The sequence below is a fragment of the Streptomyces sp. NPDC050674 genome, from assembly GCF_040654575.1.
Taxonomy (GTDB): Bacteria; Actinomycetota; Actinomycetes; order Streptomycetales; family Streptomycetaceae; genus Streptomyces.
Genome location: NZ_JBFAIG010000021.1, coordinates 12,900 through 36,688, shown reverse-complemented (window position 1 = coordinate 36,688; position 23,789 = coordinate 12,900). Strand labels below are relative to the sequence as shown.

The following is a 23,789-nucleotide window of genomic DNA, read 5'->3' as shown; positions in this document are numbered from 1 at the left end:
CCAGCGCGCCGCCGTCCGCTGACGTTGTCGTCCATGGGAAAACCACCCATCAAGCCAACTGACCGAAAACCGCTCCGATGTGCTGCTTCTTCAAGAGGCCACTTCGTAGACACAATTACTCCGTGGTATCTTCATACAAATACGGCACCCCTCCGTGCGCATGGACTGACCACCATGTGCGCCCTGATCCAGCCATAAAAGGGAGCGTGCCTCGTTTCTCCGGGGGAGCATCAAGATGGCCGGCCCTGCCGTTTCCGTAATCATCGCTGCGTATAATGCGATGCCTTACATCACACGCTGCATCACCTCGGTCGCCGGGCAGAGCATCGGCCAGGAGGCCTTGGAGATAATCGCCGTCAATGACGGTTCGACCGATGGAACGGGCGAAGAACTCGAACGACTCGCCCTGGAATTCCCGACACTGCTGCGGGTCTTGCACCAGCCGAATTCCGGCGGGCCATCGACACCCCGGAACACTGGGCTCGACCATGCCCGCGGGGAGTTCGTCTTCTTCCTGGACGCCGACGACTACCTGGGCCCCGAGGCGCTGGAACGCATGGTGGCCATGGCCGAGCGGAACGGCACCGACATCGTGCTCGGCAAGATGGTGGGGGTCGGCGGGCGCGGGGCTCCCACCTCGATGTTCCGGCGGAACCAGCCCCGCACCGACGTCTTCTCGTCCCGGGTGTACTGGACGCTCAACCCCATGAAGCTGTTCCGTCGCGAGCTGCTGGAACGGCTGGAGCTGCGGTTTCCCACCGATCTGAAGATAGGCGAGGACCAGCTGTTCGTCGGCCCGGCCTATCTGCATGCGGACGGCATCTCCGTCCTCGCGGACTACGACTGCCTGTACTGGGTCGAGCGGGAGGACAGCGGCAACATCACGCTGCGCACCGGCGGTTCCGAGCCCCGGCTGCGGTTCCTGCCCCGCATGGTCGACCTGCTCCTGGAACACGTGCCCGCAGGCCCCGGTCGTGACCACCTGGCCCATCGTCACCTGACGGTCGAGGTGCAGCAGCTCCTCGCCCATCTGGTGCACGAGCCCCGCTCCGAGCAGGAGAAGGCCCTGGCCCGGCTGGCCGAGGTCATCGCCCCGCTGTGGCACGACGGGCTGGCCGACCGGCTGTCGGCGATGGCACGCCTGCGCCTCCACCTCGTGCGGCACACCATGCTGGACGAGATACTCGAACTGGTCCGCTTCGAGAACGAACTGGGCCGAAGCGGCGTCGCCACTCCCGTCCTCGTCGACGGCGGTCGCGCCTACGCGCGTTACCCGTATCTCCGCGACCCGTCCCGCGACATCCCCGACGACTCCTACGACGTCACCGAACAACTCGGGGTGCGTCACCGCGTCACCCGCGCCGAGTGGAGGGGACCGTCCTTGGATCTGGCGGGTCACGGTTACCTGCACCGGATCGCGACCGAGGACGTCACCACCGAGCTGGTCCTGCGCGAACGAGGCAGCGGCACCGAGTACCGGCTGCCGGTCACCCACACCGCGACACCCGGGCTCGGCAAGCAGGACGACGAAGGCCACTACCTCTACGAGACGGCGGGCTTCGAGGCCACCGTCGACCTCACCACCGCCGGAGAAGGCGGCCGGCTGCCCGACGGCCTCTGGGACATATCCCTCGCCATCGGTGCCCAGGGCCTCAGCCGAACCGTCCGTATCGGCAGCAAACGGGACCGCTCGGTCTCGGCAGAGGCCGCCACACACATCGTGGACGGGGACGGGGAGTTCTGGGCCGTCACGCTCTACGCCACGAAACCGTACGGCAACTTCACCCTCGACATCGGCGAGCACAAGCATGCCGTGCCGCCGCAGGTCAGCGTCTCCACAGTGCGATGGAGGCCGGACGCTCCCGCCGAGCTGGAGTTCGCCGGCCGCTGCGCCCTGGCAGGCTTCCCCGACGGCGCTCTCGCCGTCCGCCTCGAGGACGGCATGGGCGGCGCCGCCGTCTTTCCGGCACAGATCACCCCGTCCGACGGCGTGTTCGTCGTGCGGGTGCCGGTCGCCGAACTGGCGGCCGGCCTGTGGAGCGGGCAGTTGCGGCTCGGCGACTGGGCGTGGGACCTGCCGCCGGCTCCCGAGGACCTCGTGTCCGCCAAGTGGCGTCGTCACGGCCTGCCTTGGTATGCGAAACCGGCGACGGACCAGGACGAGCGTTTCACCCTGCGTGTCGCCCGCACCGACCTCCTCCGGGCCGTGACCCGGCGCCTCAAGCCGTAGGAGCGGGCACGCCGAGGGCTGTCCGCCCGCACCCCGTGAGGGGTGTCACCACACAGCCGGGCATTCCCACTCCCACCCCGGGCACACATCCCAGGCCCCCTCTGGACATGAACCGAGGTTAGGCTAACCTAAGCCTCGTTCCAGCCAAGCGGCTTTCAGCCGTGCCCGCAGTGGCTCCGTACGCACGAAAGCAGACCCAGTCATGTCGAACGCCAGAACCGCCCGCCTCTCCCGTCGCGGCCTGCTCGCCGCCGGTGGTGCTCTCGGGCTCGGCGCCCTCGTGACCGCGTGTGGCAGTGAAGACTCCAAGGACAACGGCTCGGACGCCAAGGGCGCCGCCGCGTCCGGCCCCTGGTCGTTCAAGGACGACCGCGGCAAGACCGTGAAGCTCGACAAGGCTCCCGCCAACATCGCCGCCTTCACCGGTGTCGCCGCCGCCCTGTTCGACTACGGCATCGAGGTCAAGGGCGTCTTCGGCCCCACCAAGACCAAGGACGGCAAGGCCGATGTCCAGGCCGGCGACATGGACGTCAGCAAGCTGACCGTCTTCGGCAACCGGTTCGACCAGTTCAACGTCGAGCAGTACGCGGCCTTCCAGCCCGACGTGCTCATCACCACGACCTTCGACGCCGCCGGCAGCCTCTGGTACGTCCCGGAGGCCTCCAAGGACAAGATCGCCAAGCTCGCCCCGAGCGTCGCGATCTCGGTCTTCGACCGCCAGATGCCGAAGCCCCTTCAGCGCATGGCCGACCTCGCCGAGTCGCTGGGCGCCGACCTGAAGGCCGCGAAGGTCGTCGAGGCCAAGAAGCGTTTCGAGGCCGCCTCCGAGCGCCTGCGCAAGGCCGCCAAGTCCCGCCCCGAGATCAAGGTGCTGGCCGGTTCCGCCTCGGACGCCATCTTCTACGTCTCCGGCTCCAACTTCTCCATCGACCTGGAGTACTTCAAGGCCCTCGGCGTGAACCTCGTCGAGCCGCCGGAGAAGGCCAAGGAGGCCAACGGCGGCTGGTACGAGAACCTCAGCTGGGAGAACGTCGACAAGTACCCGGCGGACATCATCATGATGGACGACCGCGCCTCGACCATCCAGCCGGCCGACATCACCAAGGCGACCTGGAAGAAGCTGCCCGCGGTCAAGGCCGGTCAGGTCATCTCGCGTTCGCCCGAGCCGATCCTGTCCTACGACAAGTGCACGCCGCTGGTGGAGAACCTCGCGAAGGCCATCGAGTCGGCCAAGAAGGTCGCCTGACCCCCTGCCGAGAAGGTCGCCCGACCCTCTGCCGAGCAGGTCGGCCCACCTCATGCCGAGAAGGCTGACGCTCTGCCGAGCAAGTCGCCCCACCTCCCACCGAGATGGTCGGCCGGCCCCCCGCCCGGCAGGTCGTCCGACCCCCGCCCCTTCCTGACGTCCAGGAGCCGCACGTGACCACCGCCGTAGCCGCCCCGTTCCGTTTCTTCTCCCTCCAGGTCGTGCGGACGAGGCGGCTCGGGCCGTCTCTGGTGCGGGTCACCTTCGGGGGGCCCGATCTGCACGCCTTCCATTCCGCCGGGCAGGACCAGTCGCTGTCGCTGTTCCTGCCGCACCCGGGGCAGAGCGAGCCGGTCGTGCCGCTCGAACTGGGGGACGGCTGGTGGCAGGGCTGGCGTGAACTGCCGGACGACGTACGGGCCGTGATGCGTTCGTACACCCTGCGCGGCCTGCGCCGGGACCCGGACGAGATCGACATCGACTTCGCCCTGCACGGCATCGGGCCGGGCGCGTCCGTGCAGGCCGGCCCGGCCTCCCGCTGGGCCGCCCGGGCCACCGCCGGAGACCGGGTCCTGCTGCTCGGCCCGGCCGTCGCCGACAACCGGGCGATCCGCTTCCGGCCGCCCGAGGACACCGACCTCGTGGTCGTCTGGGGTGACGAGACCGCCGTACCGGCCGCCTCCGCGATCGTCGAGGCACTGCCGGCCGGCACCCGCGCCCGGGTCTGGCTGGAGGTCCCGCACGCCGGCGACATCCAGGACCTGGTGACCGAGGCCGACGCAGAGGTCACCTGGCTCGTGCGGGACGAGCGGAGCGCCGAGGGGTCTCCCCTGGCCCTCGGCGCCCTCCGGGACGCCCCGTTGCCGCCCGCCGAGCGGCCGTACGTCTGGATCGCCGGCGAGTCCGGGTGTGTCAAGGAGCTGCGCCGGCACTTCGTGCACGAGCGCGGCATCGACCGCCGCCGGGTCACGTTCGTCGGTTACTGGCGGCGTGGCGTGAGCGAGGAGCAACTGCGGGCCGAGGCATAGCCGCTCGCCAGAGCCGGGGTGACACGAGTGACCACGGTCACGGCAGCCCTCTGCTCACACCTCGATCAACTTAGGTTAGGCTTACCTAAGTTCTGGACGCCGGAGATCAGCCCGCCCCGTCCCACACCGGATTGTCCCCACCGGAGGACCCCCACATGCGCTCGCACCTGCTCAACGACACCACCGCGGAGCAGTACCGCCGCTCCGTGACCGAAGGAGTCGAGCGGGTGGCCGCCAAACTCGCCGCCACCGACCGGCCGTTCACCGGCATCACCGTCGACGCCCTCTCCCCCCGCATCGACGCGATCGACCTCGACCGGCCGCTGCACGACACCGCCGCGGTGCTCGACGAACTGGAGGACGTCTACCTCCGGGACGCGATCTACTTCCACCACCCGCGTTACCTGGCGCACCTCAACTGCCCTGTCGTGATCCCCGCGGTGCTCGGCGAGGCCGTCCTGTCCGCCGTGAACTCCTCCCTCGACACCTGGGACCAGTCGGCCGGCGGCACGCTCATCGAGCGGAAACTGATCGACTGGACGACCGGCCGCATCGGCCTCGGCCCCGCCGCCGACGGAGTGTTCACCTCCGGCGGCACCCAGTCCAACCTCCAGGCGCTGCTGCTCGCCCGCGAGGAGGCCAAGACCGACGATCTGGCCACGCTGCGCGTCTTCGCCTCCGAGGTCAGCCACTTCAGCGTGAAGAAGTCCGCGAAACTGCTCGGCCTCGGTCCGGACGCGGTGGTCTCCATACCCGTCGACCAGGACAAGCGCATGCGGACCGTCGCGCTCGCCCGTGAGCTGGAGCGCTGCGCCGAGGACGGTCTCGTCCCCATGGCCGTCGTCGCCACCGCCGGCACCACCGACTTCGGCTCCATCGACCCGCTGCCCGAGATCGCCGAGCTGTGCGAGCAGTTCGGCACCTGGATGCACGTCGACGCCGCCTACGGCTGCGGCCTGCTGGCCTCCCTGAAGCACCGGGACCGCATCAACGGCATCGAGCGCGCCGACTCTGTCACCGTCGACTACCACAAGTCCTTCTTCCAGCCGGTAAGTTCCTCGGCCGTGCTGGTGCGGGACGCGGCCACGCTGCGCCACGCCACCTACCACGCCGAGTACCTCAACCCGCGCCGCATGGTGGAGGAGCGCATCCCCAACCAGGTGGACAAGTCCCTGCAGACCACCCGCCGCTTCGACGCCCTCAAGCTGTGGATGACGCTGCGCACCATGGGTGCCGACGGCATCGGGCAGCTCTTCGACGAGGTGTGCGAGCTGGCCCGGGAAGGCTGGCGGCTCCTCGCGGCCGACCCGCGCTTCGACGTCGTCGTGGAGCCGAGCCTGTCCACCCTGGTCTTCCGCTACATCCCGGCGGCCGTCACCGACCCCGCCGAGATCGACCGCGCCAACCTCTACGCCCGCAAGGCCCTGTTCGCCTCCGGTGACGCCATCGTCGCGGGCACCAAGGTCGGCGGCCGTCACTTCCTGAAGTTCACCCTGCTCAACCCCGAGACGCAGGCGTCCGACATCGCCGCCGTCCTCGATCTGATCGCCGGCCACGCCGAGCAGTACCTGGGAGAGTCCCTTGACCGCGCGTCCTGACAACCGAAGCAGTACCCACGACTTCGTGGGGATCGGGCTCGGCCCCTTCAACCTCGGCCTGGCCTGCCTGACCGAGCCGATCGACGAACTCGACGGCGTCTTCCTGGAGTCGAAGCCCGACTTCGAGTGGCACGCGGGCATGTTCCTGGACGGCGCCCACCTCCAGACCCCGTTCATGTCGGACCTGGTCACCCTCGCCGACCCCACGTCCCCGTACTCCTTCCTGAACTACCTGAAGGAGAAGGGCCGACTGTACTCGTTCTACATCCGCGAGAACTTCTACCCGCTGCGGGTCGAGTACGACGACTACTGCCGCTGGGCCGCGGGCAAACTGAGCAGCATCCGCTTCGGCACCACGGTCGCGCGGGTGACGTACGAGGACGAGCTCTACGTCGTGAAGACGACCGCCGGAGACACCTACCGAGCCCGTCACCTGGTCCTCGGCACCGGCACCCCGCCCCACATACCCGAGGCCTGCCAGGGCCTGGACGGCGACTTCATCCACAACTCCCGCTACCTGAGCCACAAGGCGGAGCTTCAGAAGAAGGAATCCATCACCCTGGTCGGCTCGGGCCAGTCGGCCGCCGAGATCTACCAGGACCTGCTCAGCGAGATCGACGTCCACGGCTACCGGCTGAACTGGGTCACCCGCTCCCCGCGCTTCTTCCCGCTGGAGTACACCAAGCTCACGCTGGAGATGACGTCCCCGGAGTACGTCGACTACTTCCGCGAGCTGCCCGAGGCGACCCGCTACCGCCTCACGGCCGAGCAGAAGGGCCTGTTCAAGGGCATCGACGGCGACCTGATCAACGAGATCTTCGACCTGCTCTACCAGAAGAACCTGACCGGCCCCGTCCCCACCCGGCTGCTCACCAACTCCTCGCTGAACAGCGCCCGGTACGAGAACGGCACGTACACCCTCGGCTTCCGCCAGGAGGAGCAGGGCAAGGACTTCGAGCTGGAGTCGCAGGGCCTGGTCCTGGCGACCGGCTACAAGTACGCCGAGCCGGAGTTCCTGGCCCCCGTCAAGGACCGGCTGGTCTACGACTCCCGGGGCAACTTCGACGTCGCCCGCAACTACGCCATCGACGTCACCGGCCGGGGGATCTTCCTCCAGAACGCGGGCGTCCACACGCACAGCATCACCAGCCCCGACCTGGGCATGGGCCCGTACCGCAACGCGTACATCATCCGCGAGCTGCTCGGCAGCGAGTACTACCCGGTGGAGAAGACGATCGCGTTCCAGGAGTTCGCCGTATGAGCATCACGGGCATCGGAACGCTCACCGTCCGCCCGCTCGACCCGCTGAAGGACGCCGAGCTGCTGCACTCCTGGGTCACCCACCCCAAGGCGGCCTACTGGATGATGCAGGACGCCGCCCTCCAGGACGTCGAGCGCGAGTACATACGGATCGCGGCCCACGAGCACCACCACGCGTACATCGGCCTCCACGACGGCGTGCCCGCCTTCCTCATGGAGACGTACGACCCCCGGTACGTGGAGCTGGTCGGGCTGTACGACCCGGAGCCCGGCGACGTCGGCATGCACTTCCTCGTCGCGCCGACCGACCGGCCGATCCACGGCTTCACCAGGGCCGTCATCACCGCCGTGATGGACGAGCTGTTCGCCGACCCGCGCACCCGGCGGGTCGTGGTGGAGCCCGACGTGAGCAACAAGGCAGTCCACGCTCTGAACGAGGCCGTCGGCTTCGTGGCCGAGCGCGAGATCGACAAGCCGGAGAAGCGCGCGCTGCTGAGCTTCTGCACGCGCGAGCAGTTCCTGGCCGCCCGAGGAGTAGCCGTATGACCCTGTCCGACGCCGTAGCGCATCTGTCCCCCCACCGCTGGGCGCGGGCCAACCGCCTCCTGATCCGCAAGGCGCTCGCCGAGTTCGCGCACGAGCGGCTGATCACCCCCGAGCGGGACGGTGAGCAGTACGTCGTCCGCAGCGACGACGGCCTGACGGTCTACCGCTTCTCGGCCGCCCGCCGGGCCCTGGACCACTGGCAGGTCGACGCCGACTCGATCACCCGGCACCGGGACGGCGCCGAACTCGAACTGGCCGCACTGGACTTCTTCATCGAGCTCCAGAAGTCCCTGGGTCTGAGCGAGGACATCCTGCCGGTCTACCTGGAGGAGATCTCCTCCACCCTCTCCGGCACCTGCTACAAGCTCACCAAGCCGAAGGCGACGGCGGCCGAACTGGCCCGGGGCGACTTCCAGACCATCGAGACCTCGATGACCGAGGGCCACCCCTGCTTCGTCGCCAACAACGGGCGACTCGGCTTCGGTGTCCACGAGTACCTGTCGTACGCGCCGGAGACGGCGAGCCCGGTCCGCCTGGTGTGGCTGGCCGCGCACCGGTCACGGGCGGCGTTCACGGCCGGGGTCGGCATCGAGTACGAGTCGTTCCTGCGCGAGGAGCTGGGCGGCGAGACCGTCGAGCGCTTCCAGGCCGTCCTGCGCGAGCAGGACCTCGACCCGGCCGACTACCTGTTCATCCCGGTGCACCCCTGGCAGTGGTGGAACAAGCTCTCCGTCACCTTCGCCGCCGAGGTCGCGCGCCGGCACCTGGTGTGCCTGGGCGAGGGCGACGACGAGTACCTGGCCCAGCAGTCCATCCGTACCTTCTTCAACCGGACCAGCCCCGGGAAGCACTACGTCAAGACCGCCCTGTCGGTCATCAACATGGGCTTCATGCGCGGTCTGTCGGCGGCGTACATGGAGGCCACTCCCGCCATCAACGACTGGCTCGCCCAGCTCATCGAGGGCGACCCGGTGCTGAAGGCCACGGGCCTGTCGATCATCCGGGAGCGCGCGGCGGTCGGCTACCGGCACCTGGAGTACGAGCAGGCGACGGACCGCTACTCGCCCTACCGCAAGATGCTCGCCGCGCTGTGGCGGGAGAGCCCGGTGCCGTCGCTCGAGCAGGGCGAGTCCCTGGCCACGATGGCGTCCCTGGTCCACGTCGACGACCAGGGCGCGTCGATCGCCGGCGCGCTGATCGAGCAGTCGGGCCTCGCCCCGACGGAGTGGCTGCGCCGCTACCTCCAGGCCTACTTCACGCCCCTCCTGCACAGCTTCTACGCCTACGACCTGGTGTTCATGCCGCACGGCGAGAACGTCATCCTGGTGCTGAAGGACGGAGTGGTGCAGCGGGCGATCTACAAGGACATCGCCGAGGAGATCGCGGTCATGGACCCCGACGCGGTGCTGCCGCCGACGGTGGAGCGGCTGCGGGTGGAGGTCCCGGAGGACACGAAGCTCCTGTCGATCTTCACGGACGTCTTCGACTGCTTCTTCCGCTTCCTCGCGGCGAACCTCGCCACGGAGGGCGTCCTGGAGGAGGACGACTTCTGGCGCACGGTCGCGGAGGTCACCCGCGCCTACCAGGAGTCCAGGCCCGAGCTCGCCGACCGGTTCGCGCAGTACGACATGTTCGCCCCCGAGTTCGCCCTCTCCTGCCTCAACCGCCTCCAGCTCCGCAACAACGAGCAGATGGTGGACCTGTCGGACCCGTCCGGCGCCCTCCAGCTGGTCGGCACCCTGAAGAACCCGATCGCGGGCTTCTGAACCCGAAGACGGACGGGCACCCCGGAGTACGGTCCTCCGGGGTGCCCATCGACATAGGGGCGCGGGGAACTGCGCACTCTTTTCAGGGGCGCGGGGAACTGCGCGACCAGCCCCCACCGGCCCACGGACGAATCACAACCCGGCGGCCCCCCACCGCACCTGCGGCGACCGGTACCACTCAATACCCAGGGCGTTCCACCGCTCAGCCTGCGCAGCAAGCCGCCCCTTGTACCGCTCCCAGTCGTGCGAAGCGGCCGGGGACCAGCCCAGCTCCGCGACACCCGGCAACCGCGGGAACGCCATGAACTCGATGTGCCCGGAGTTCTCCAGCGTCTCCGACCACATCGGCGCCTCGACCCCCCGCACGGCATCGCCCGGCACCCCCGGCAGATACGCCCCGGGGTCCCAGTCGTAGGACCGCCGCACCTCGACGTACCCGGCCCAGGACAGCCCCAGTGGCGTCTCCTCGGTGTACTTCATGTCGAGATACACCCGGTCCGCGGGGGACAGGATCAGCCCCGTGCCGCTCTGCGCGGCCTTCACGACCCGGGCCTTCTCCTCGGCGCTCGTGCCGTCCAGGCCCCAGTACTGCGCGAGGGCGCCCTTCGCCGGGTTCGCCCCAGTCAGCTGGTGCCAGCCCACGACCGTCTTGCCGTACTTCGCGACAACCGGCTGCACCCGGTCCATGAACCTGACGTAGTCCTCATGGCTGGTGGAGTGCGCCTCGTCGCCCCCGATGTGGAGGTACCGGCCCGGCGTGAGCGCGGCGACTTCCCGGATCACGTCGTCCACGAAGTCGTACGTGACGTCCTTGCCCGCGCACAGCGAGCTGAAGCCGACCTCGGTGCCGGTGTAGAGCGGGGGCGCGACGCCGTCGCAGTTCAGCTCGGCGTACGAGGCCAGCGCCGCGTTGGTGTGGCCGGGCATGTCGATCTCGGGCACGACCTCCAGGTAGCGGGAGGCGGCGTAGCGCACGATCTCCTTGTAGTCGGTCTTGGTGTAGAAGCCGCCGGGGCCGCCGCCGACCTGCGTGGAACCGCCGTAGGCGGCCAGGCGCGGCCAGGAGTCGACGGCGATGCGCCAGCCCTGGTCGTCGCTGAGGTGCAGATGCAGCTTGTTGATCTTGTAGAGGGCGAGCTGGTCGATGTAGCGCTTGACCTGGTCGACGGTGAAGAAGTGCCGGGAGACGTCGAGCATGGCGCCGCGCCAGCCGTAGCGCGGGGTGTCCGTGATCGTGCCGCCCGCGACGAGCCAGGGGCCGGGCTGGACGGAGTCCTTCTCGACGGCAGCGGGCAGGAGCTGGCGCAGCGTCTGCACACCGTGGAAGAGACCGGCGGGCCGGGCGGCGGTGAGGGTGACGCCGCCCCGGCCGCTGTCGAGCCGGTAGCCCTCGCTGCCGAAGGGGCCCTGTGCGAGCCGCAGTCGAATGCCCCCGGCGCCGTGGGCGGTGACGGGGAGGCGGTAGCCGGTCGAGGGGCGCAGGATCCTGGCGAGGTACTCGCCGACGGCGCGAGTCTCGCGGGACCCGTCGACGCGGATGTGCGTGCCGCGGGTGATCCGGTACGGGGATCCGCCCGGGGTGACCGAGGCGGGCGCGGGGACCACCCGGTCCAGGGGGGTGGGCGATGCCGCCGGCGCCGGGGCGGCCCCGGTCACCGAGGCGGCCATCGCGACCAGCAGCAGGGAACCGAGAAGGCGGAGCGTTCCGCGGGGCTGTCTCACACGGCCATCTCTCACAAGCTGTCCCTTCACGAGCCGTTGAGCTCCAAGAGGTCTGGACCACTCTCTCGTGACCTGGGTGGAACAATCCACCCCATGGCGGAAATCATCCAGAGGGACGGCACATGGGCCTTCGACGGCGACGCGCTGCGGCTGACTCCGGGACGGGACAAGAACGTCAGCCTGCTGCGCAAGGAGCTGGGTGAAGTGGTCGCGCCGTTAGGGGCGTTGGCCGGTGTCTCCTTCGAGCAGGGCAAGAAGGCCGGGCGGCTCAGGCTGCGGCTGCGCGACGGCGCCGATCCGCTGCTCCAGGCCACGGGCGGCCGGCTCACCGAGCCCCACGACCCGTACCAGCTGATGGTGGAGACCGACCGCTACGGCGTCGCCGAGTACGTCGTGGACGAGGTCCGCAGCGCCCTGCTCCTCGACCAGGTCCCCGCCGGGCCGGTCGACACGTATCTGCTTCCCGGCCCCTCCGTCCCCCTGTCGGTCTCCGCCGGGGACGGCACCGCCCGTTTCGACGGCGAGCGCATACACCTGGAGTGGAACTGGAAGACCGAGGACGCCAAGGCCGCCGCCGGCGCCCGCACCCTCGCGCTCGGCGACATCACGGGCGTGGAGTGGCACCCGGCGGCCGGTCTGGAGAACGGCCACCTCCGCTTCATCGTGCGGAACGCACCGGCCAAGACCCCGGCCAAGTACGACCCCAACGCCGTGGAGCTGTGGGGCTTCAAGAAGGACCCGCTGATGGCGCTGGTCGCGGCGGCGGTCCAGGCGAGGCTTCCGCACCCGGCCCGGGCCGCCGCCACCCATCCGGTGGACTCGCGACCGGAGCTGCCCTCTCCTCCGGTCGCGTCCGCCGAGGACGACCACGACGCCCTGCTGCGCCGCCTGCGCGAGCTCGGTGAACTGCACCGCACCGGCGTACTGACGGACGAGGAGTTCGCCCTCGCCAAGCAGGCGGTCCTCAAGCGCATGTGACACCCGGGGGTGCTACTTCGCCCGGCGCGCCACCGTGAAGTGGTCGACCTGGTCCCCGTTCTCGGCGATGCCGCGCACCTTCAGCGTGGTCAGACGCCCCTTCGGCGCGGGGGTGACGTCCACGCGCAGGAAGGAGTAGTCGAGGTAGCGCACCCGGGACCAGGTGACGGTCTCGTTCTGCTTGCCGCCCTTGAGGTTGACGAACGAGGCCACGGAGTCCACCTCGTGCTCGTTGCCCTCGTAGGACAGCGGGGCGCTGAACGCGTAGAGGCTGCGGCCCGCCGCACCGGCCGTCACATAGACCACGCCGTCGGTCTCGGGGTAGGCCGTGCCGCCGATGGGGAGCTTCTTGGTGACCTTGTTCCCCTTGATCACGTCGGTGCGCTCGTACTGGTGGTTGTGGCCGTTGATGACCAGGTCCACGGTGTACTTCTCGAACAGCGGCACCCACTCCTGGCGGACCCCGCCCTCGGAGGCGTGGGAGGTGGAGGTGCAGTAGGCGCAGTGGTGGAAGAACACGACGATGAAGTCGATGTCGTGCGCGGCCCGGTACTTCTTGAGCCGGTCCTCCAGCCACTTCGTCTGGGTGCCGCCGGAGATGCCGAGGTTGGCCGGGATCTCGAAGGAGATGTCGTTGGCGTCGAGCGAGATGACGGCCGTGTTGCCGTAGACGAAGGAGTAGACGCCCGGCAGGTTCTTCTTGTCGGGGCCGTTGTCCGGAAGGGTCCAGCGGGCCTCCTCACCGCCGTAGCCGTTGGGTGAGTACCAGGCCTCCATGTCGTGGTTGCCGTAGGCGGGCATCCACGGCACGGACTTGGCGACGGACTCGGTCTGGGCGAGGAACTGGTCCCACACGCGCGAGTCGAAGCCGGTGTCGTCGGTCCTGCCCTGGCCGGCCGGGTCGCCGTAGGCGATGTCACCGGCGTGCAGGTGGAAGGCCGGGTCCTGGCCGAGGAGCAGGCTGTTGTTGGCCAGCGCGTGGTAGCTGACGCCCTCGTCGCCGAAGGCGGTGAAGGTGAACGGCTTCTTGTGCGCGGGGGCGGTGGTGAAGGTGCCGAGGGTGCCCAGCAGGTGCGGTGCGGCCGGGTCGAAGCCCTGGTGGCCGACGCCGTAGTAGTAGGTCCGGCCCGGGCGCAGGTGGGTCAGCTTGGCGTGGACGTAGTACTGGGTGTGGTTGCCGCTCGTGCCGACACCGGCGGGCGTGAAGAGGGTGCGGACCTCGGCGTCGATCTTGTGGGAGAGGTCCGTGGGGTGGGCGCCGATCCGGATGAACGGCTTCCTGACGGCGACCGGGACCTGCCAGGAGACCGTCATCTCCGTGCGCGGGTCGGCGCCGTAGGCGAGGTGGCGGCCGAAGGGGGCGACGTGAGCCCCGTCGACGGTCTCGCCGCCGGGGCGGCCGCTCGGAACGGCGGCCTGTGCGGTGGCGCCCGGCACGAACGCGCCACCCGTGACGGCGCCGAGCGTGACGGCGCCGCCTCTGATCATCGTGCGCCGGGAGAACCGGGCGCGCAGGTACTCGTGCTGCTCGGCCATGCTCATGCGCTCGGCGAGCCGCTCGGGTACGCCCATACGAGGAGTGTCCATGGCGTCCAAAAATCGACGCCCCGGGCAACGGGACGCCGGACGTCCGGTGGACGCCGCACGAACAAGCCCTCATGACGGGTTCAACGTTCTCCCAAAGACTCGCCACAGGCGTCTGCCCGAAACCGGGCAGATTTCTTGCGAAAGCGCCGCCGGTACCCCAGGATCTAGCGAGTGCACGACGAACTCGTTGATCATCTGACGCGGTCCACCGCCCTCAGCCGGGGCGAGGCGCTGCGCGTGATCCAGGACGTGCTCGCCTACTTCGACGAGACGACCGAGGAGTACGTCCGTCGCCGCCACCGCGAGCTCCAGGCCCAGGGCCTGGTGAACGCGGCGATCTTCGAGCGGATCGAGGCGGACCTCAAATACCGCGCGGTGGCCCCGCCGGAGCTCTCGCTCCGGCAGCTGCGGCGCATCGTCTACGGCTAGGAATACGTATACATGTGCGGAATCGTCGGTTACATCGGGAAGCGTGACGTCGCGCCCCTGCTCCTGGAGGGCCTCCAGCGCCTGGAGTACCGCGGCTACGACTCCGCGGGCATCGTCGTCACGTCCCCGAAGACGTCCGGCCTGAAGATGGTCAAGGCCAAGGGCCGCGTGCGCGACCTGGAGGCCAAGGTCCCGGCCCGCTTCAAGGGCACGACCGGCATCGCCCACACCCGCTGGGCCACCCACGGCGCCCCCTCCGACGTGAACGCCCACCCGCACCTGGACGCCGAGGGCAAGGTCGCCGTCGTCCACAACGGCATCATCGACAACGCCTCCGACCTGCGCCGCAAGCTGGAGGCGGACGGCGTCGAGTTCCTCTCCGAGACCGACACCGAGGTCCTGGTCCACCTCATCGCCCGCTCGCAGGCGCCCAAGCTGGAGGACAAGGTCCGCGAGACCCTCCGGCTGATCGAGGGCACCTACGGCATCGCCGTGATGCACGCCGACTTCCCCGACCGCATCGTCGTCGCGCGCAACGGCTCGCCGGTCGTCCTCGGCATCGGTGAGAAGGAGATGTTCGTCGCCTCCGACATCGCCGCCCTGGTCGCGCACACGCGCCAGATCGTCACCCTCGACGACGGCGAGATGGCCACCCTCAAGGCCGACGACTTCCGCACCTACACCACCGAGGGCACCCGCACCACCGCCGAGCCCACCACCGTGGAGTGGGAGGCCGCCTCCTACGACATGGGCGGCCACGACACCTACATGCACAAGGAGATCCACGAGCAGGCCGACGCCGTGGACCGCGTGCTGCGCGGCCGCATCGACGACCGCTTCTCCACCGTGCACCTGGGCGGCCTCAACCTGGACGCCCGCGAGGCCCGGCGGATCCGCCGTGTGAAGATCCTCGGCTGCGGCACCTCGTACCACGCGGGCATGATCGGCGCCCAGATGATCGAGGAGCTGGCCCGCATCCCCGCCGACGCCGAGCCGGCCTCGGAGTTCCGCTACCGCAACGCGGTCGTCGACCCCGACACCCTCTACGTGGCGGTCTCCCAGTCCGGTGAGACCTATGACGTGCTGGCCGCCGTGCAGGAGCTCAAGCGCAAGGGCGCCCGCGTCCTGGGCGTGGTCAACGTGGTCGGTTCGGCGATCGCCCGCGAGGCGGACGGCGGCATCTACGTGCACGCCGGGCCCGAGGTCTGCGTGGTGTCCACCAAGTGCTTCACCAACACCACGGTCGCCTTCGCCCTGCTCGCCCTGCACCTCGGCCGCACCCGTGACCTCTCGGTCCGGGACGGCAAGCGGATCATCGAGGGCCTGCGCAAGCTGCCCGCGCAGATCGCCGAGATCATGGAGCAGGAGGAGGACGTCAAGAAGCTGGCCCAGCAGTTCGCCGACGCCCGCTCGATGCTCTTCATCGGCCGCGTCCGGGGCTACCCGGTGGCCCGCGAGGCGTCCCTGAAGCTCAAGGAGGTCTCGTACATCCACGCCGAGGCCTACCCCGCCTCCGAGCTCAAGCACGGCCCCCTGGCCCTGATCGAGCCGGCCCTCCCGACGGTCGCCATCGTCCCCGACGACGACCTGCTGGAGAAGAACCGCGCCGCCATGGAGGAGATCAAGGCCCGCAGCGGCAAGATCCTCGCGGTGGCTCACCAGCACCAGGAGAAGGCCGACGAGACGATCGTCGTCCCGAAGAACGAGGACGAGCTGGACCCGATCCTGATGGGGATCCCGCTCCAGCTCCTCGCCTACCACACGGCGCTGGCGCTCGGCCGCGACATCGACAAGCCGAGGAACCTGGCGAAGTCGGTGACGGTGGAGTAGAGGCCCTCTTCCAAGGGGCGCGGGGCCGTATGCGATGTGCGGCTCCGCCGCGTGGGCGCGAGCAACCACAACGCACCCGCACAGGCCACCACATGAGGACGGACCCCCACGTGCTGCCACCACGCACGGGGGGTCCGTTTCATCACCGGGAAGCCGCCCAACTCCCCGGCCGGCGCGGCTAACCGGTGGCCGTCACGCCCCGGCCGGCAGCGCGTCGCGGAAGTGCCGTGGGCCAGTGCGCCAACGCGGCGGTCGCCGCGTACCAGGCCACCGCGCCCGCGGCGACGGCGAACCAGCCCCCGGCCTTCGCCGGCCCGCCGTTCTCCGCGAACGCGGCGATCGCGAGCAGGACCAGTGACACGAAGAACAGCCCGTACACGCCCTGTCCGAGCCGGTCCCCGCCCGCGACGGTGAGGGACAGCGCCACCAGGGCGAACAACAGCAGGAACAACCCTGCCTCGTTACCGGAGGCGACCTCGGTCACGGCCCAGGTGAACCACAGGGCCCCGAGCACTGTGAACGCCGTCCCATCGGCGGCGTCGCCCTCGCGCAGGGCCACAAGGCCGGCGACGAAGAGGGCGACTCCGCCCACGTACTGGGCGATTGACGCGGCGTCAGAGGCTGACACACCGTCGATCAGGGCGGTGTGCCCCAGCCCGAAGGCCAACAGGGTGATGGCGAGGGCGAGTCGACCGGCCACGGTCGTGATTCCGCTTCCCGCGGAGACGTCTTTGTCCACGGCGGGCTCCCTTCGTGCATGTGCAGTTGTGCGGTGTTCCGTATATGCCCTTCACAAGGGCACAAACACCTCTACGCGGGAGTAGATTCGCGTGGCGCACAAGGGAGTTGCCGCTGTGTGGCGGTCAGGGGATGACGATGACGGGCCGCTGCGCCCGCTTGGCGAGCCGCCCGGCGACCGAGCCGAAGATACGGCCCACGATGCCGTGGGTGGACCCGACGACGATGGCGTCGGCCTCGTACTCCCGGCCGACCTCTTCGAGTTCGTGGCAGATGTCGCCGCCCCGCTCGACCAGGATCCAGGGCACTTCGGCGAGGTAGTCCGCGCAGGCCAGCTCCAGACCGAGCACCTCGGTGCGGTGGTCCGGCACATCCACGAAGACGGGCGGCTCGCAACCCGCCCACACCGTGGTCGGCAGCCGGTTGGCGACGTGGACGATGATCAGGCCCGACCGGGAGCGATGGGCCATGCCGATCGCGTATGCCAGGGCACGCTCACTGGACGTGGAGCCGTCGAAGCCGACGACGACCCCGTGCTTGAAGGCGGGATCGCAGGAATGGCGTGGCTCTTCCGCCGCGAGGGGCTCGGCCGCCGTGGGATCGGCGACGGGCCGCTTGCGGTCCGCGGGTTCGAAGAATTCGTGACCGGCCATGGCTGTCTCGGCGTTGTGATCCTTATACGGGAGGGACAACAGTGTGCGGCGGAGCTGTGTCCGGGAATGGTCTTCCCAACCCCATACCCCCAAGGGTACGGCGGCACGCCTCCTTAGCCCAGATCCCGCTCACGGTGCGTGCGGGTTCCAGGGAGCATGCACGAGGCACCGCCCGTAACGCAATGGTTGCTGCGCTGTACAGGCGGTTTGCACGGGATTCACTTACCCGCGAGGGTGAGCGGAACAGCCAGTGACCGACGCCCCCGCCGCGCGTTGAACCCCGTGAACCACGCCCCAGGGAGTCAGCATGTCCGCACCACGCACCGCCGCCGAGGCGGACCGCGCGACCCCGCCGCCGCGGGACACCGCGACGGACGTGGTGCGCTGGGCCGCCTTCAGCTGCCTGATCGTCCCGGTGGTGCTGCTCGGCTACGGCACCTCTCTGGCCGGTGCCGCCGGCACGGCCCTCGGGCTCGCGGCCGTCACGGGCGCCTGCCGGGTCCTGCTGCGTCAGTCCGAGCGTGGCGCGGCCCGGCTCGCGGCCGAGGACCGGGCGCCTCACCGGGGCAGGCGCCACCGCACCGGAACGGGGTCGCACCGGGGTGGACGGCACACCGGAGGGGATACACCGGTCGGCTGACCGGTTTCCGCGCACGCGCACGCTGCTTTTCAGCCAACTTCCGGACTCTGTGCATCCCCCGGTCCTCCTACCCCCCAACCCCCGTTTGACCTGCACGGAAAGGGCCTTCGGGGGTCCGCGCACCCTACGTGGATTGGCCACCGCGACAAGGCGCACTTCCCTGCACGCCCCACGAGTGCAACGCTTCGTGATCGAATGCTTCACGCCAAGTTGCCAAGTCGACAATGTGCCGAGTGCCGAACCGGCCACTTCGGCGCGACCGGACACAGTAGATTCGATCTTGACTGTCTACGGCGGGGGACTCGTGCAGGACCAAGGGGAAACGTGCAGGAGCGACACAACCGAGGAGCCGCGACCACCGAGGGGGGCTTAGCAGTTATGAGCCACGACTCCACTGCCGCGCCGGAAGCCGCGGCCCGGAAGCTTTCCGGGCGACGCCGCAAGGAGATCGTCGCGGTGCTGCTGTTCAGCGGCGGCCCCATCTTCGAGAGTTCCATACCACTGTCGGTGTTCGGGGTTGACCGCCAGGACGCCGGCGTACCGCGCTACCGCCTATTGGTGTGCGGGGGCGAGGACGGTCCGCTGAGGACCACGGGTGGACTCGAACTCACCGCACCACATGGCCTGGAAGCGATCTCACGCGCGGGCACGGTCGTCGTACCGGCCTGGCGCTCGATCACTTCCCCACCACCGGAAGAGGCGCTCGACGCGCTGCGCCGCGCCCACGAGGAGGGCGCCCGCATCGTCGGGCTGTGCACCGGCGCCTTCGTCCTCGCGGCGGCCGGCCTGCTGGACGGCCGCCCGGCGACGACACACTGGATGTACGCACCGACGCTGGCCAAGCGCTATCCGTCGGTGCACGTGGACCCGCGTGAGCTGTTCGTCGACGACGGCGACGTGCTGACCTCGGCGGGGACCGCGGCGGGCATCGACCTGTGCCTGCACATCGTGCGCACGGACCACGGCAACGAGGCGGCCGGGGCCCTGGCCAGGCGGCTCGTCGTGCCGCCGCGCCGCAGTGGCGGGCAGGAGCGCTACCTCGACAGGTCTTTACCTGAGGAGATCGGCGCCGACCCGCTCGCCGAGGTCGTCGCCTGGGCGCTGGAGCACCTCCACGAACAGTTCGACGTGGAGACGCTGGCGGCCCGCGCGTACATGAGCCGGCGTACGTTCGACCGCCGGTTCCGGTCGCTGACCGGGAGCGCTCCGCTGCAGTGGCTGATCACCCAGCGGGTCCTCCAGGCGCAGCGACTGCTGGAGACGTCCGACTACTCGGTGGACGAGGTGGCGGGGCGCTGCGGCTTCCGGTCGCCGGTGGCCCTACGCGGGCACTTCCGCCGTCAGCTGGGCTCGTCCCCGGCCGCGTACCGGGCGGCGTACCGTGCCCGGCGCCCGCAGGGCGAGCGGCCCCAGGACACCGAGAGCGCACCCGGCGCTCCCGGGTCCGGCATGCCGGGCCCGGGGCATCACCCGGGCCCGCCCGGCCAGGCGCCGGCCCCGCTGCACCCGGAGCACCCGGTCCCGCTCCAGTCCCGCCGTACGGCGGCGGCGAGCGCGGTCGGCCAGTCGCCGGCCCTGTCGGCGAGCCTGCCCGGGCAGCGCAGCGCGCACTGATCCGGTGGCACCGGGCCCGTGAGGAGCACGTCTCCTCGCGGGCCCTCCGGCTTTCCCGGTACGGACGGCCCGGCCGATGGCGGCGGGCCGTAAGGTTAGACACATGAACGATCGCATGGTGTGGATCGACTGCGAGATGACCGGCCTCTCGCTGTCGGACGACGCGCTCATCGAAGTGGCCGCCCTCGTGACCGACTCCGAGCTGAACGTGCTCGGCGAGGGCGTGGACATCGTCATCCGGCCGCCGGACCAGGCGCTGGAGACGATGCCGGACGTGGTGCGTCAGATGCACACCGCCTCCGGGCTGCTCACCGAGCTGGCCGGGGGCACGACGCTGAAGGACGCCGAGGAGCAGGTCCTGACGTACGTGCGGGAGTTCGTCAAGGAGCCGGGCAAGGCCCCGCTGTGCGGGAACTCCGTCGGCACGGACCGCGGCTTCCTGCTGCGGGACATGCCCACGCTGGAGAACTACCTCCACTACCGGATCGTCGACGTGTCGTCGATCAAGGAGCTGGCGCGCCGCTGGTACCCGCGGGCGTACTTCAACAGCCCGCAGAAGAACGGCAACCACCGCGCGCTCGCCGACATCCGCGAGTCCATCGCGGAGCTGCGGTACTACCGCGAGGCCGTCTTCGTCCCGCAGCCCGGGCCCGACTCGGACACCGCGAGGACGATCGCCGCCAAGCACGTCCTGCCTGCTCAGTAGGCCGGCGAGGGGCCCGTCGGGGGGCGCCGCGAAAGCCTGGCGCGAGCACCCCTTCGGACCCTGTACACTTTTTCTCGGCCGGTCGGGGACAACACTGATCTCCACGCCGGTCATGGTGGGTGTAGCTCAGCTGGTAGAGCACCTGGTTGTGGTCCAGGATGCCGCGGGTTCGAGTCCCGTCACTCACCCTGAGTCTTCAGCCGGTGGCTTCGAAAGAGGCCACCGGCTGAAGCGTTTCCAGCGCGCCGATCGAGGTGACGCCCCAGGGGCGCGGCTACGGTCGGCGGCATGGACGGACGCCCAGGATGGCGCGCGTGTGTGCTCAGCGGGGCGGTCTTCGCCGTCTGCATGGCCGGCACCACGCTGCCGACTCCGCTCTATCCCCTCTACCAGGACGAGTTCGGCTTCTCCGAGCTGACGGTCACCGTGGTGTACGCCCTCTACGCCTTCGCCGTGATCGGTGTGCTGCTCCTGGTCGGTGACGCCTCGGACGCCGTGGGCAGACGCCCGGTCCTGCTGTGCGGGCTGGGCTTCGCCGCGGTGAGCGCCGTCTGCTTCCTGTGTGCCACGGGGCTCGGCTGGCTCTACGCGGGGCGGCTGCTGTCGGGGCTGTCCGCCGGGCTGTTCACCGGGGCCGCCACGGCGTACGTGATGGAGCTGGCGCCGGAGGGCGGCGCCTCGCGGGCCACGTTCGTGGCGACGGCCGCCAACATGGGCGGACTGGGCTGCGGTCCCCTGCTCTCCGGGATCCTCGCGGAGTACGCCCCCTGGCCGCTGTATCTGCCCTTCGTCACCCATCTCGCCCTGGTCGCCGCCTCGACCGCCGTCCTGCTGCGGCTCGCGGAGACCGTACGGCAGCGGCAGCCGCTGCGCACCGTACGTCCGCAGCGGCCCGCACTGCCGTCGCAGGTGCGGGCGGTGTTCGGGCCCGCCGCCACCGCCGCCTTCGTCGGGTTCGCCCTGTTCGGGGTGTTCACCTCGGTCAGCCCGGCGTTCCTCGCGGAGTCCCTGGACGTGGACGACCACGCCGTGAGCGGGCTGATCGTCGCGCTGGCCTTCTTCTCGTCGACGGCCGGACAGCTCGCGGTCGGCCGGGTCGGTGTACGGCGCTCCCTCCCGCTGGGCTGCGCCGGGCTCCTCGCCGGTCTCGCGCTGCTCGCGGGAGCACTGCGCTGGGACCGGATGCCGCTGCTGATCGCCAGCGCGCTCGTCGGCGGCATCGGCCAGGGCCTGGCGTTCCGCGGCGCCCTGTCCGAGGTGGCCGGTGCCTCCCCCGGGCACCGGCGGGCGGCGGTGATCTCGACCCTGTTCGTGGTGGCCTACGCGGGCATCTCCCTGCCGGTGATCGGCGTCGGCCTGCTGACCGGGCCGATCGGCCTGGAGGGTGCGGGGCTGGTGTTCATCGCGTGCATGGCCGTCCTGGTCGTGACGGCGGCGGTGTACCTGCTGCGACGACGGACACCGGCCCGGGTATGAGGACGTGCGACCGTGAGACCCATGGGCGAGCGGGTGGAACGGGTCGACGAGCAGGACCGGGTGCTGGGGGTGGTCGACCGGGACGAGGCGATCCGCAACGGCTGGCCGCACCGTGTCGCGACCACGGTGTGCCGTGATCCGCTGGGGCGCGTGCTGGTGCACCGCAGGCCTGAGCACGTCTCGCGCTTCCCGGGGCACTACGACTGGCTGATCGGCGGGGGCGTCGGGGTCGGCGAGTCGTACGAGGAGGCGGCGGCTCGGGAACTGACGGAGGAGCTGGGCGTCCGGGTACCGGTGCGGCCGCTCTTCACGTTCTTCTGCCGCGGGGCGATCAGCCCGTACTGGCTCGGCGTGCACGAGGCCGTCGTGAGGGAGCCCCTCACCCCCGACCCGTCGGAGATCGCCTGGCACGGGTGGTTGAGGGAGGCGGAGTTGCACGCGGCGCTCGGGACGTGGCTCTTCGTGCCCGACGGGGTGGATGCCCTGCGGCGCCATCCCGGCCTCGGCTCACCGCCCGCCGCCACGCCCTGGCCGGCTCCCCCGCCTCCGTGAACCGATCACCCTGGCCGGTCCGGGTGGCCCGTTCTCACGACGACGCCCGGGACACCAACTCCGTGGCCAGAACCATCTGCCGGCGCTCCAGGCCCCGGGACGCCAGGGGGCGGCGGTCGGCGACCTCCGAAAGCAGCAGGTCGATCATCCGGCGGCCCATCTCCTCTATGGGCTGGCGGACGCTGGTGAGGGGCGGCTCCATGTGGCGGGCGATGGCGGAGTCGTCGTAACCGACGAGCGCCACGTCCTCCGGGATGCGGCGGCCCGCCTCGCGCAGCGCCCGGCGGGCGCCCGAGGCGGTGACGTCGGAGGCGGCGAACACGGCGTCGATGTCGGGGTGCCGCTCCAGCAGGGCGGTCATGGCCCGGTGCCCGCCCTCCTCGGTGAAGTCCCCCGCCTCGATCATCCCCTCGTCCACCCAGCGGCCGGCGTCGCTCAGCGCCTCGCGGAAGCCGTCGACACGGCGCTGGGCACCGTAGACGTCGAGGCGGCCGGTGATGTGCGCTATGCGGCTGCGGCCCCGGGACAGCAGATGCTCGACGGCCTGGCGGGCGCCGCCGTAGTTGTCCGAGTCGACCGAAGGCAGGGTCTCGGCGGACGAGCGCGGGCCGCTGATCACCGCCGGGATCTCCAGCTGCGCCAGCAGGTCGGGCAGCGGGTCGTCCGCGTGCACCGAGACCAGCAGGACGCCGTCCACGCGGTGGGCCGCCAGGTACTGGGCCAGGCGGGCGCGCTCGCGGTCGCTGCCCGCGAAGATCAGCAGCAGCTGCATCTCCGTGTCGGACAGCGCCGCCCCAACGCCCTTGAGCATGTCGGAGAAGTACGGCTCCGCGAAGAACCTGGTCTCCGGCTCGGGCACGACCAGCGCGATCGCGTCCGTACGGTTGGCGGCCAGGGCCCGGGCCGCGGTGTTGGGGACGTAACCGAGCTCCGCGACCGCCGCCTCGACGGCCGCGCGGGTCGCGTCGCTGACCCGGGGCGAACCGTTGATCACCCGCGAGACGGTGCCACGCCCGACACCTGCGCGCGCCGCCACCTCTTCGAGGGTGGGCCGGCCACCGCTTCGGCCCCGCGCTCCGTGGGTTGCCATGGGCTCCGCCTTCCCGTCCACGCCCGCACTCTGCGACTGGCCTGGAATTTAACAGGCCCGTAGGCCCCTTGACCGCCGCCGCCGGCTCGCCGCCCCCGGC

20 protein-coding genes and 1 tRNA gene are annotated in these 23,789 nt (G+C 70.2%); 16 read left to right on the top strand and 5 right to left on the bottom strand.

Annotated elements, in window-relative coordinates; translation table 11 throughout:
- Positions 1-235 precede the first annotated feature (235 nt).
- From AB0I06_RS29105 to AB0I06_RS29075, 7 genes are all read left to right on the top strand, one after another.
- A complete protein-coding gene (locus AB0I06_RS29105; RefSeq protein WP_363121806.1) occupies positions 236-2,230 on the top strand; it encodes a glycosyltransferase family 2 protein in 1,995 nt (664 codons plus the stop codon).
- Positions 2,231-2,432: 202 nt separating this feature from the next.
- Positions 2,433-3,476 carry an ABC transporter substrate-binding protein gene (locus tag AB0I06_RS29100; RefSeq protein ID WP_363121805.1) on the top strand — a complete coding sequence of 348 codons (1,044 nt, stop codon included), beginning with the start codon at positions 2,433-2,435 and terminating at the stop codon, positions 3,474-3,476.
- Between the two features lie 173 nt (positions 3,477-3,649).
- Entirely contained in the window at positions 3,650-4,504 is an 855-nt protein-coding gene (locus AB0I06_RS29095; RefSeq protein WP_363121804.1) for a siderophore-interacting protein, read from the top strand.
- 155 nt (positions 4,505-4,659) lie between these two features.
- Positions 4,660-6,102, top strand: a complete 1,443-nt coding sequence (desA, locus tag AB0I06_RS29090) for a lysine decarboxylase DesA (RefSeq protein WP_363121803.1) — start codon at positions 4,660-4,662, stop codon at positions 6,100-6,102.
- On the top strand, positions 6,086-7,363 hold the full coding sequence (locus AB0I06_RS29085; protein ID WP_363121802.1) for a lysine N(6)-hydroxylase/L-ornithine N(5)-oxygenase family protein: 1,278 nt from the start codon (positions 6,086-6,088) through the stop codon (positions 7,361-7,363). The genes desA and AB0I06_RS29085 overlap by 17 nt, the downstream gene beginning before the upstream one ends.
- Positions 7,360-7,908, top strand: coding sequence for a GNAT family N-acetyltransferase (locus tag AB0I06_RS29080; protein WP_363121800.1), 549 nt, complete (start codon positions 7,360-7,362; stop codon positions 7,906-7,908). Before AB0I06_RS29085 ends, AB0I06_RS29080 begins: the two co-directional genes overlap by 4 nt.
- A complete protein-coding gene (locus AB0I06_RS29075; protein WP_363121799.1) occupies positions 7,905-9,674 on the top strand; it encodes an IucA/IucC family siderophore biosynthesis protein in 1,770 nt (589 codons plus the stop codon). Before AB0I06_RS29080 ends, AB0I06_RS29075 begins: the two co-directional genes overlap by 4 nt.
- Positions 9,675-9,806: 132 nt before the next feature.
- On the opposite strand, the gene AB0I06_RS29070 is transcribed toward AB0I06_RS29075, so the two are convergent.
- Positions 9,807-11,342: a beta-N-acetylhexosaminidase gene (locus AB0I06_RS29070; protein ID WP_363121879.1), complete on the bottom strand. Its 1,536-nt coding sequence runs from the start codon at positions 11,340-11,342 to the stop codon at positions 9,807-9,809.
- A gap of 147 nt (positions 11,343-11,489) precedes the next feature.
- Here AB0I06_RS29070 and AB0I06_RS29065 point away from each other — a divergent pair, with 147 nt between their 5' ends.
- The gene (locus AB0I06_RS29065; protein ID WP_363121798.1) at positions 11,490-12,374 is read left to right on the top strand and encodes a DUF4429 domain-containing protein; all 885 of its coding nucleotides are present in this window, start codon (positions 11,490-11,492) and stop codon (positions 12,372-12,374) included.
- Between the two features lie 12 nt (positions 12,375-12,386).
- Here AB0I06_RS29065 and AB0I06_RS29060 read toward each other — a convergent pair whose 3' ends face one another.
- Positions 12,387-13,946, bottom strand: a complete 1,560-nt coding sequence (locus AB0I06_RS29060) for a metallophosphoesterase family protein (RefSeq protein WP_363121797.1) — start codon at positions 13,944-13,946, stop codon at positions 12,387-12,389.
- Positions 13,947-14,132: 186 nt separating this feature from the next.
- On the opposite strand from AB0I06_RS29060, the gene AB0I06_RS29055 reads away from it, so the two are divergent.
- The gene (locus tag AB0I06_RS29055) at positions 14,133-14,390 is read left to right on the top strand and encodes a hypothetical protein (protein ID WP_031130491.1); all 258 of its coding nucleotides are present in this window, start codon (positions 14,133-14,135) and stop codon (positions 14,388-14,390) included.
- 12 nt (positions 14,391-14,402) lie between these two features.
- The gene (glmS, locus tag AB0I06_RS29050) at positions 14,403-16,220 is read left to right on the top strand and encodes a glutamine--fructose-6-phosphate transaminase (isomerizing) (protein WP_363121796.1); all 1,818 of its coding nucleotides are present in this window, start codon (positions 14,403-14,405) and stop codon (positions 16,218-16,220) included.
- A 178-nt stretch (positions 16,221-16,398) separates the two neighbouring features.
- Here the strand turns inward: glmS and AB0I06_RS29045 are convergent, their stop codons facing one another.
- Together AB0I06_RS29045 and AB0I06_RS29040 are read right to left on the bottom strand one after the other, a co-directional pair.
- On the bottom strand, positions 16,399-16,959 hold the full coding sequence (locus AB0I06_RS29045; protein WP_363121795.1) for a GPR1/FUN34/YaaH family transporter: 561 nt from the start codon (positions 16,957-16,959) through the stop codon (positions 16,399-16,401).
- A gap of 124 nt (positions 16,960-17,083) precedes the next feature.
- Positions 17,084-17,611, bottom strand: coding sequence for a universal stress protein (locus tag AB0I06_RS29040; protein WP_363121794.1), 528 nt, complete (start codon positions 17,609-17,611; stop codon positions 17,084-17,086).
- Positions 17,612-17,918: 307 nt separating this feature from the next.
- Between AB0I06_RS29040 and AB0I06_RS29035 the strand changes: the two genes are divergently transcribed.
- The 6 genes from AB0I06_RS29035 to AB0I06_RS29010 all read left to right on the top strand — a co-directional run bounded on the left by AB0I06_RS29035 (position 17,919) and on the right by AB0I06_RS29010 (position 22,599).
- Complete coding sequence (locus AB0I06_RS29035) at positions 17,919-18,251, top strand: hypothetical protein (protein ID WP_363121793.1); 333 nt, start codon at positions 17,919-17,921, stop codon at positions 18,249-18,251.
- 378 nt (positions 18,252-18,629) lie between these two features.
- The gene (locus AB0I06_RS29030; RefSeq protein WP_363121792.1) at positions 18,630-19,865 is read left to right on the top strand and encodes a helix-turn-helix domain-containing protein; all 1,236 of its coding nucleotides are present in this window, start codon (positions 18,630-18,632) and stop codon (positions 19,863-19,865) included.
- A gap of 103 nt (positions 19,866-19,968) precedes the next feature.
- Positions 19,969-20,571 (top strand): oligoribonuclease, encoded by a 603-nt coding sequence (gene orn, locus AB0I06_RS29025; protein ID WP_363121791.1) that lies wholly within the window; start codon positions 19,969-19,971, stop codon positions 20,569-20,571.
- 115 nt (positions 20,572-20,686) lie between these two features.
- Positions 20,687-20,759: transfer RNA gene (locus AB0I06_RS29020), tRNA-His, on the top strand.
- A gap of 100 nt (positions 20,760-20,859) precedes the next feature.
- Positions 20,860-22,047, top strand: a complete 1,188-nt coding sequence (locus tag AB0I06_RS29015; protein ID WP_363121790.1) for an MFS transporter — start codon at positions 20,860-20,862, stop codon at positions 22,045-22,047.
- A gap of 21 nt (positions 22,048-22,068) precedes the next feature.
- Complete coding sequence (locus tag AB0I06_RS29010; protein ID WP_363121789.1) at positions 22,069-22,599, top strand: NUDIX domain-containing protein; 531 nt, start codon at positions 22,069-22,071, stop codon at positions 22,597-22,599.
- A 34-nt stretch (positions 22,600-22,633) separates the two neighbouring features.
- On the opposite strand, the gene AB0I06_RS29005 is transcribed toward AB0I06_RS29010, so the two are convergent.
- Positions 22,634-23,689 carry a LacI family DNA-binding transcriptional regulator gene (locus AB0I06_RS29005; RefSeq protein ID WP_363121788.1) on the bottom strand — a complete coding sequence of 352 codons (1,056 nt, stop codon included), beginning with the start codon at positions 23,687-23,689 and terminating at the stop codon, positions 22,634-22,636.
- Between the last annotated feature and the right edge of the window lie 100 nt (positions 23,690-23,789).

Coding starts and splice junctions, on each gene's coding strand:
- AB0I06_RS29105 (WP_363121806.1), top strand. CDS start 236: ATGGCCGGCCCTGCCGTTTCCGTAATCATCGCTGCGTATAATGCGATG.
- AB0I06_RS29100 (WP_363121805.1), top strand. CDS start 2,433: ATGTCGAACGCCAGAACCGCCCGCCTCTCCCGTCGCGGCCTGCTCGCC.
- desA (WP_363121803.1), top strand. CDS start 4,660: ATGCGCTCGCACCTGCTCAACGACACCACCGCGGAGCAGTACCGCCGC.
- AB0I06_RS29080 (WP_363121800.1), top strand. CDS start 7,360: ATGAGCATCACGGGCATCGGAACGCTCACCGTCCGCCCGCTCGACCCG.
- AB0I06_RS29075 (WP_363121799.1), top strand. CDS start 7,905: ATGACCCTGTCCGACGCCGTAGCGCATCTGTCCCCCCACCGCTGGGCG.
- AB0I06_RS29070 (WP_363121879.1), bottom strand. CDS start 11,342: ATGGCCGCCTCGGTGACCGGGGCCGCCCCGGCGCCGGCGGCATCGCCC.
- AB0I06_RS29065 (WP_363121798.1), top strand. CDS start 11,490: ATGGCGGAAATCATCCAGAGGGACGGCACATGGGCCTTCGACGGCGAC.
- AB0I06_RS29060 (WP_363121797.1), bottom strand. CDS start 13,946: ATGGGCGTACCCGAGCGGCTCGCCGAGCGCATGAGCATGGCCGAGCAG.
- glmS (WP_363121796.1), top strand. CDS start 14,403: ATGTGCGGAATCGTCGGTTACATCGGGAAGCGTGACGTCGCGCCCCTG.
- AB0I06_RS29040 (WP_363121794.1), bottom strand. CDS start 17,611: ATGGCCGGTCACGAATTCTTCGAACCCGCGGACCGCAAGCGGCCCGTC.
- AB0I06_RS29035 (WP_363121793.1), top strand. CDS start 17,919: ATGTCCGCACCACGCACCGCCGCCGAGGCGGACCGCGCGACCCCGCCG.
- AB0I06_RS29030 (WP_363121792.1), top strand. CDS start 18,630: ATGAGCCACGACTCCACTGCCGCGCCGGAAGCCGCGGCCCGGAAGCTT.
- orn (WP_363121791.1), top strand. CDS start 19,969: ATGAACGATCGCATGGTGTGGATCGACTGCGAGATGACCGGCCTCTCG.
- AB0I06_RS29015 (WP_363121790.1), top strand. CDS start 20,860: ATGGACGGACGCCCAGGATGGCGCGCGTGTGTGCTCAGCGGGGCGGTC.
- AB0I06_RS29010 (WP_363121789.1), top strand. CDS start 22,069: ATGGGCGAGCGGGTGGAACGGGTCGACGAGCAGGACCGGGTGCTGGGG.
- AB0I06_RS29005 (WP_363121788.1), bottom strand. CDS start 23,689: ATGGCAACCCACGGAGCGCGGGGCCGAAGCGGTGGCCGGCCCACCCTC.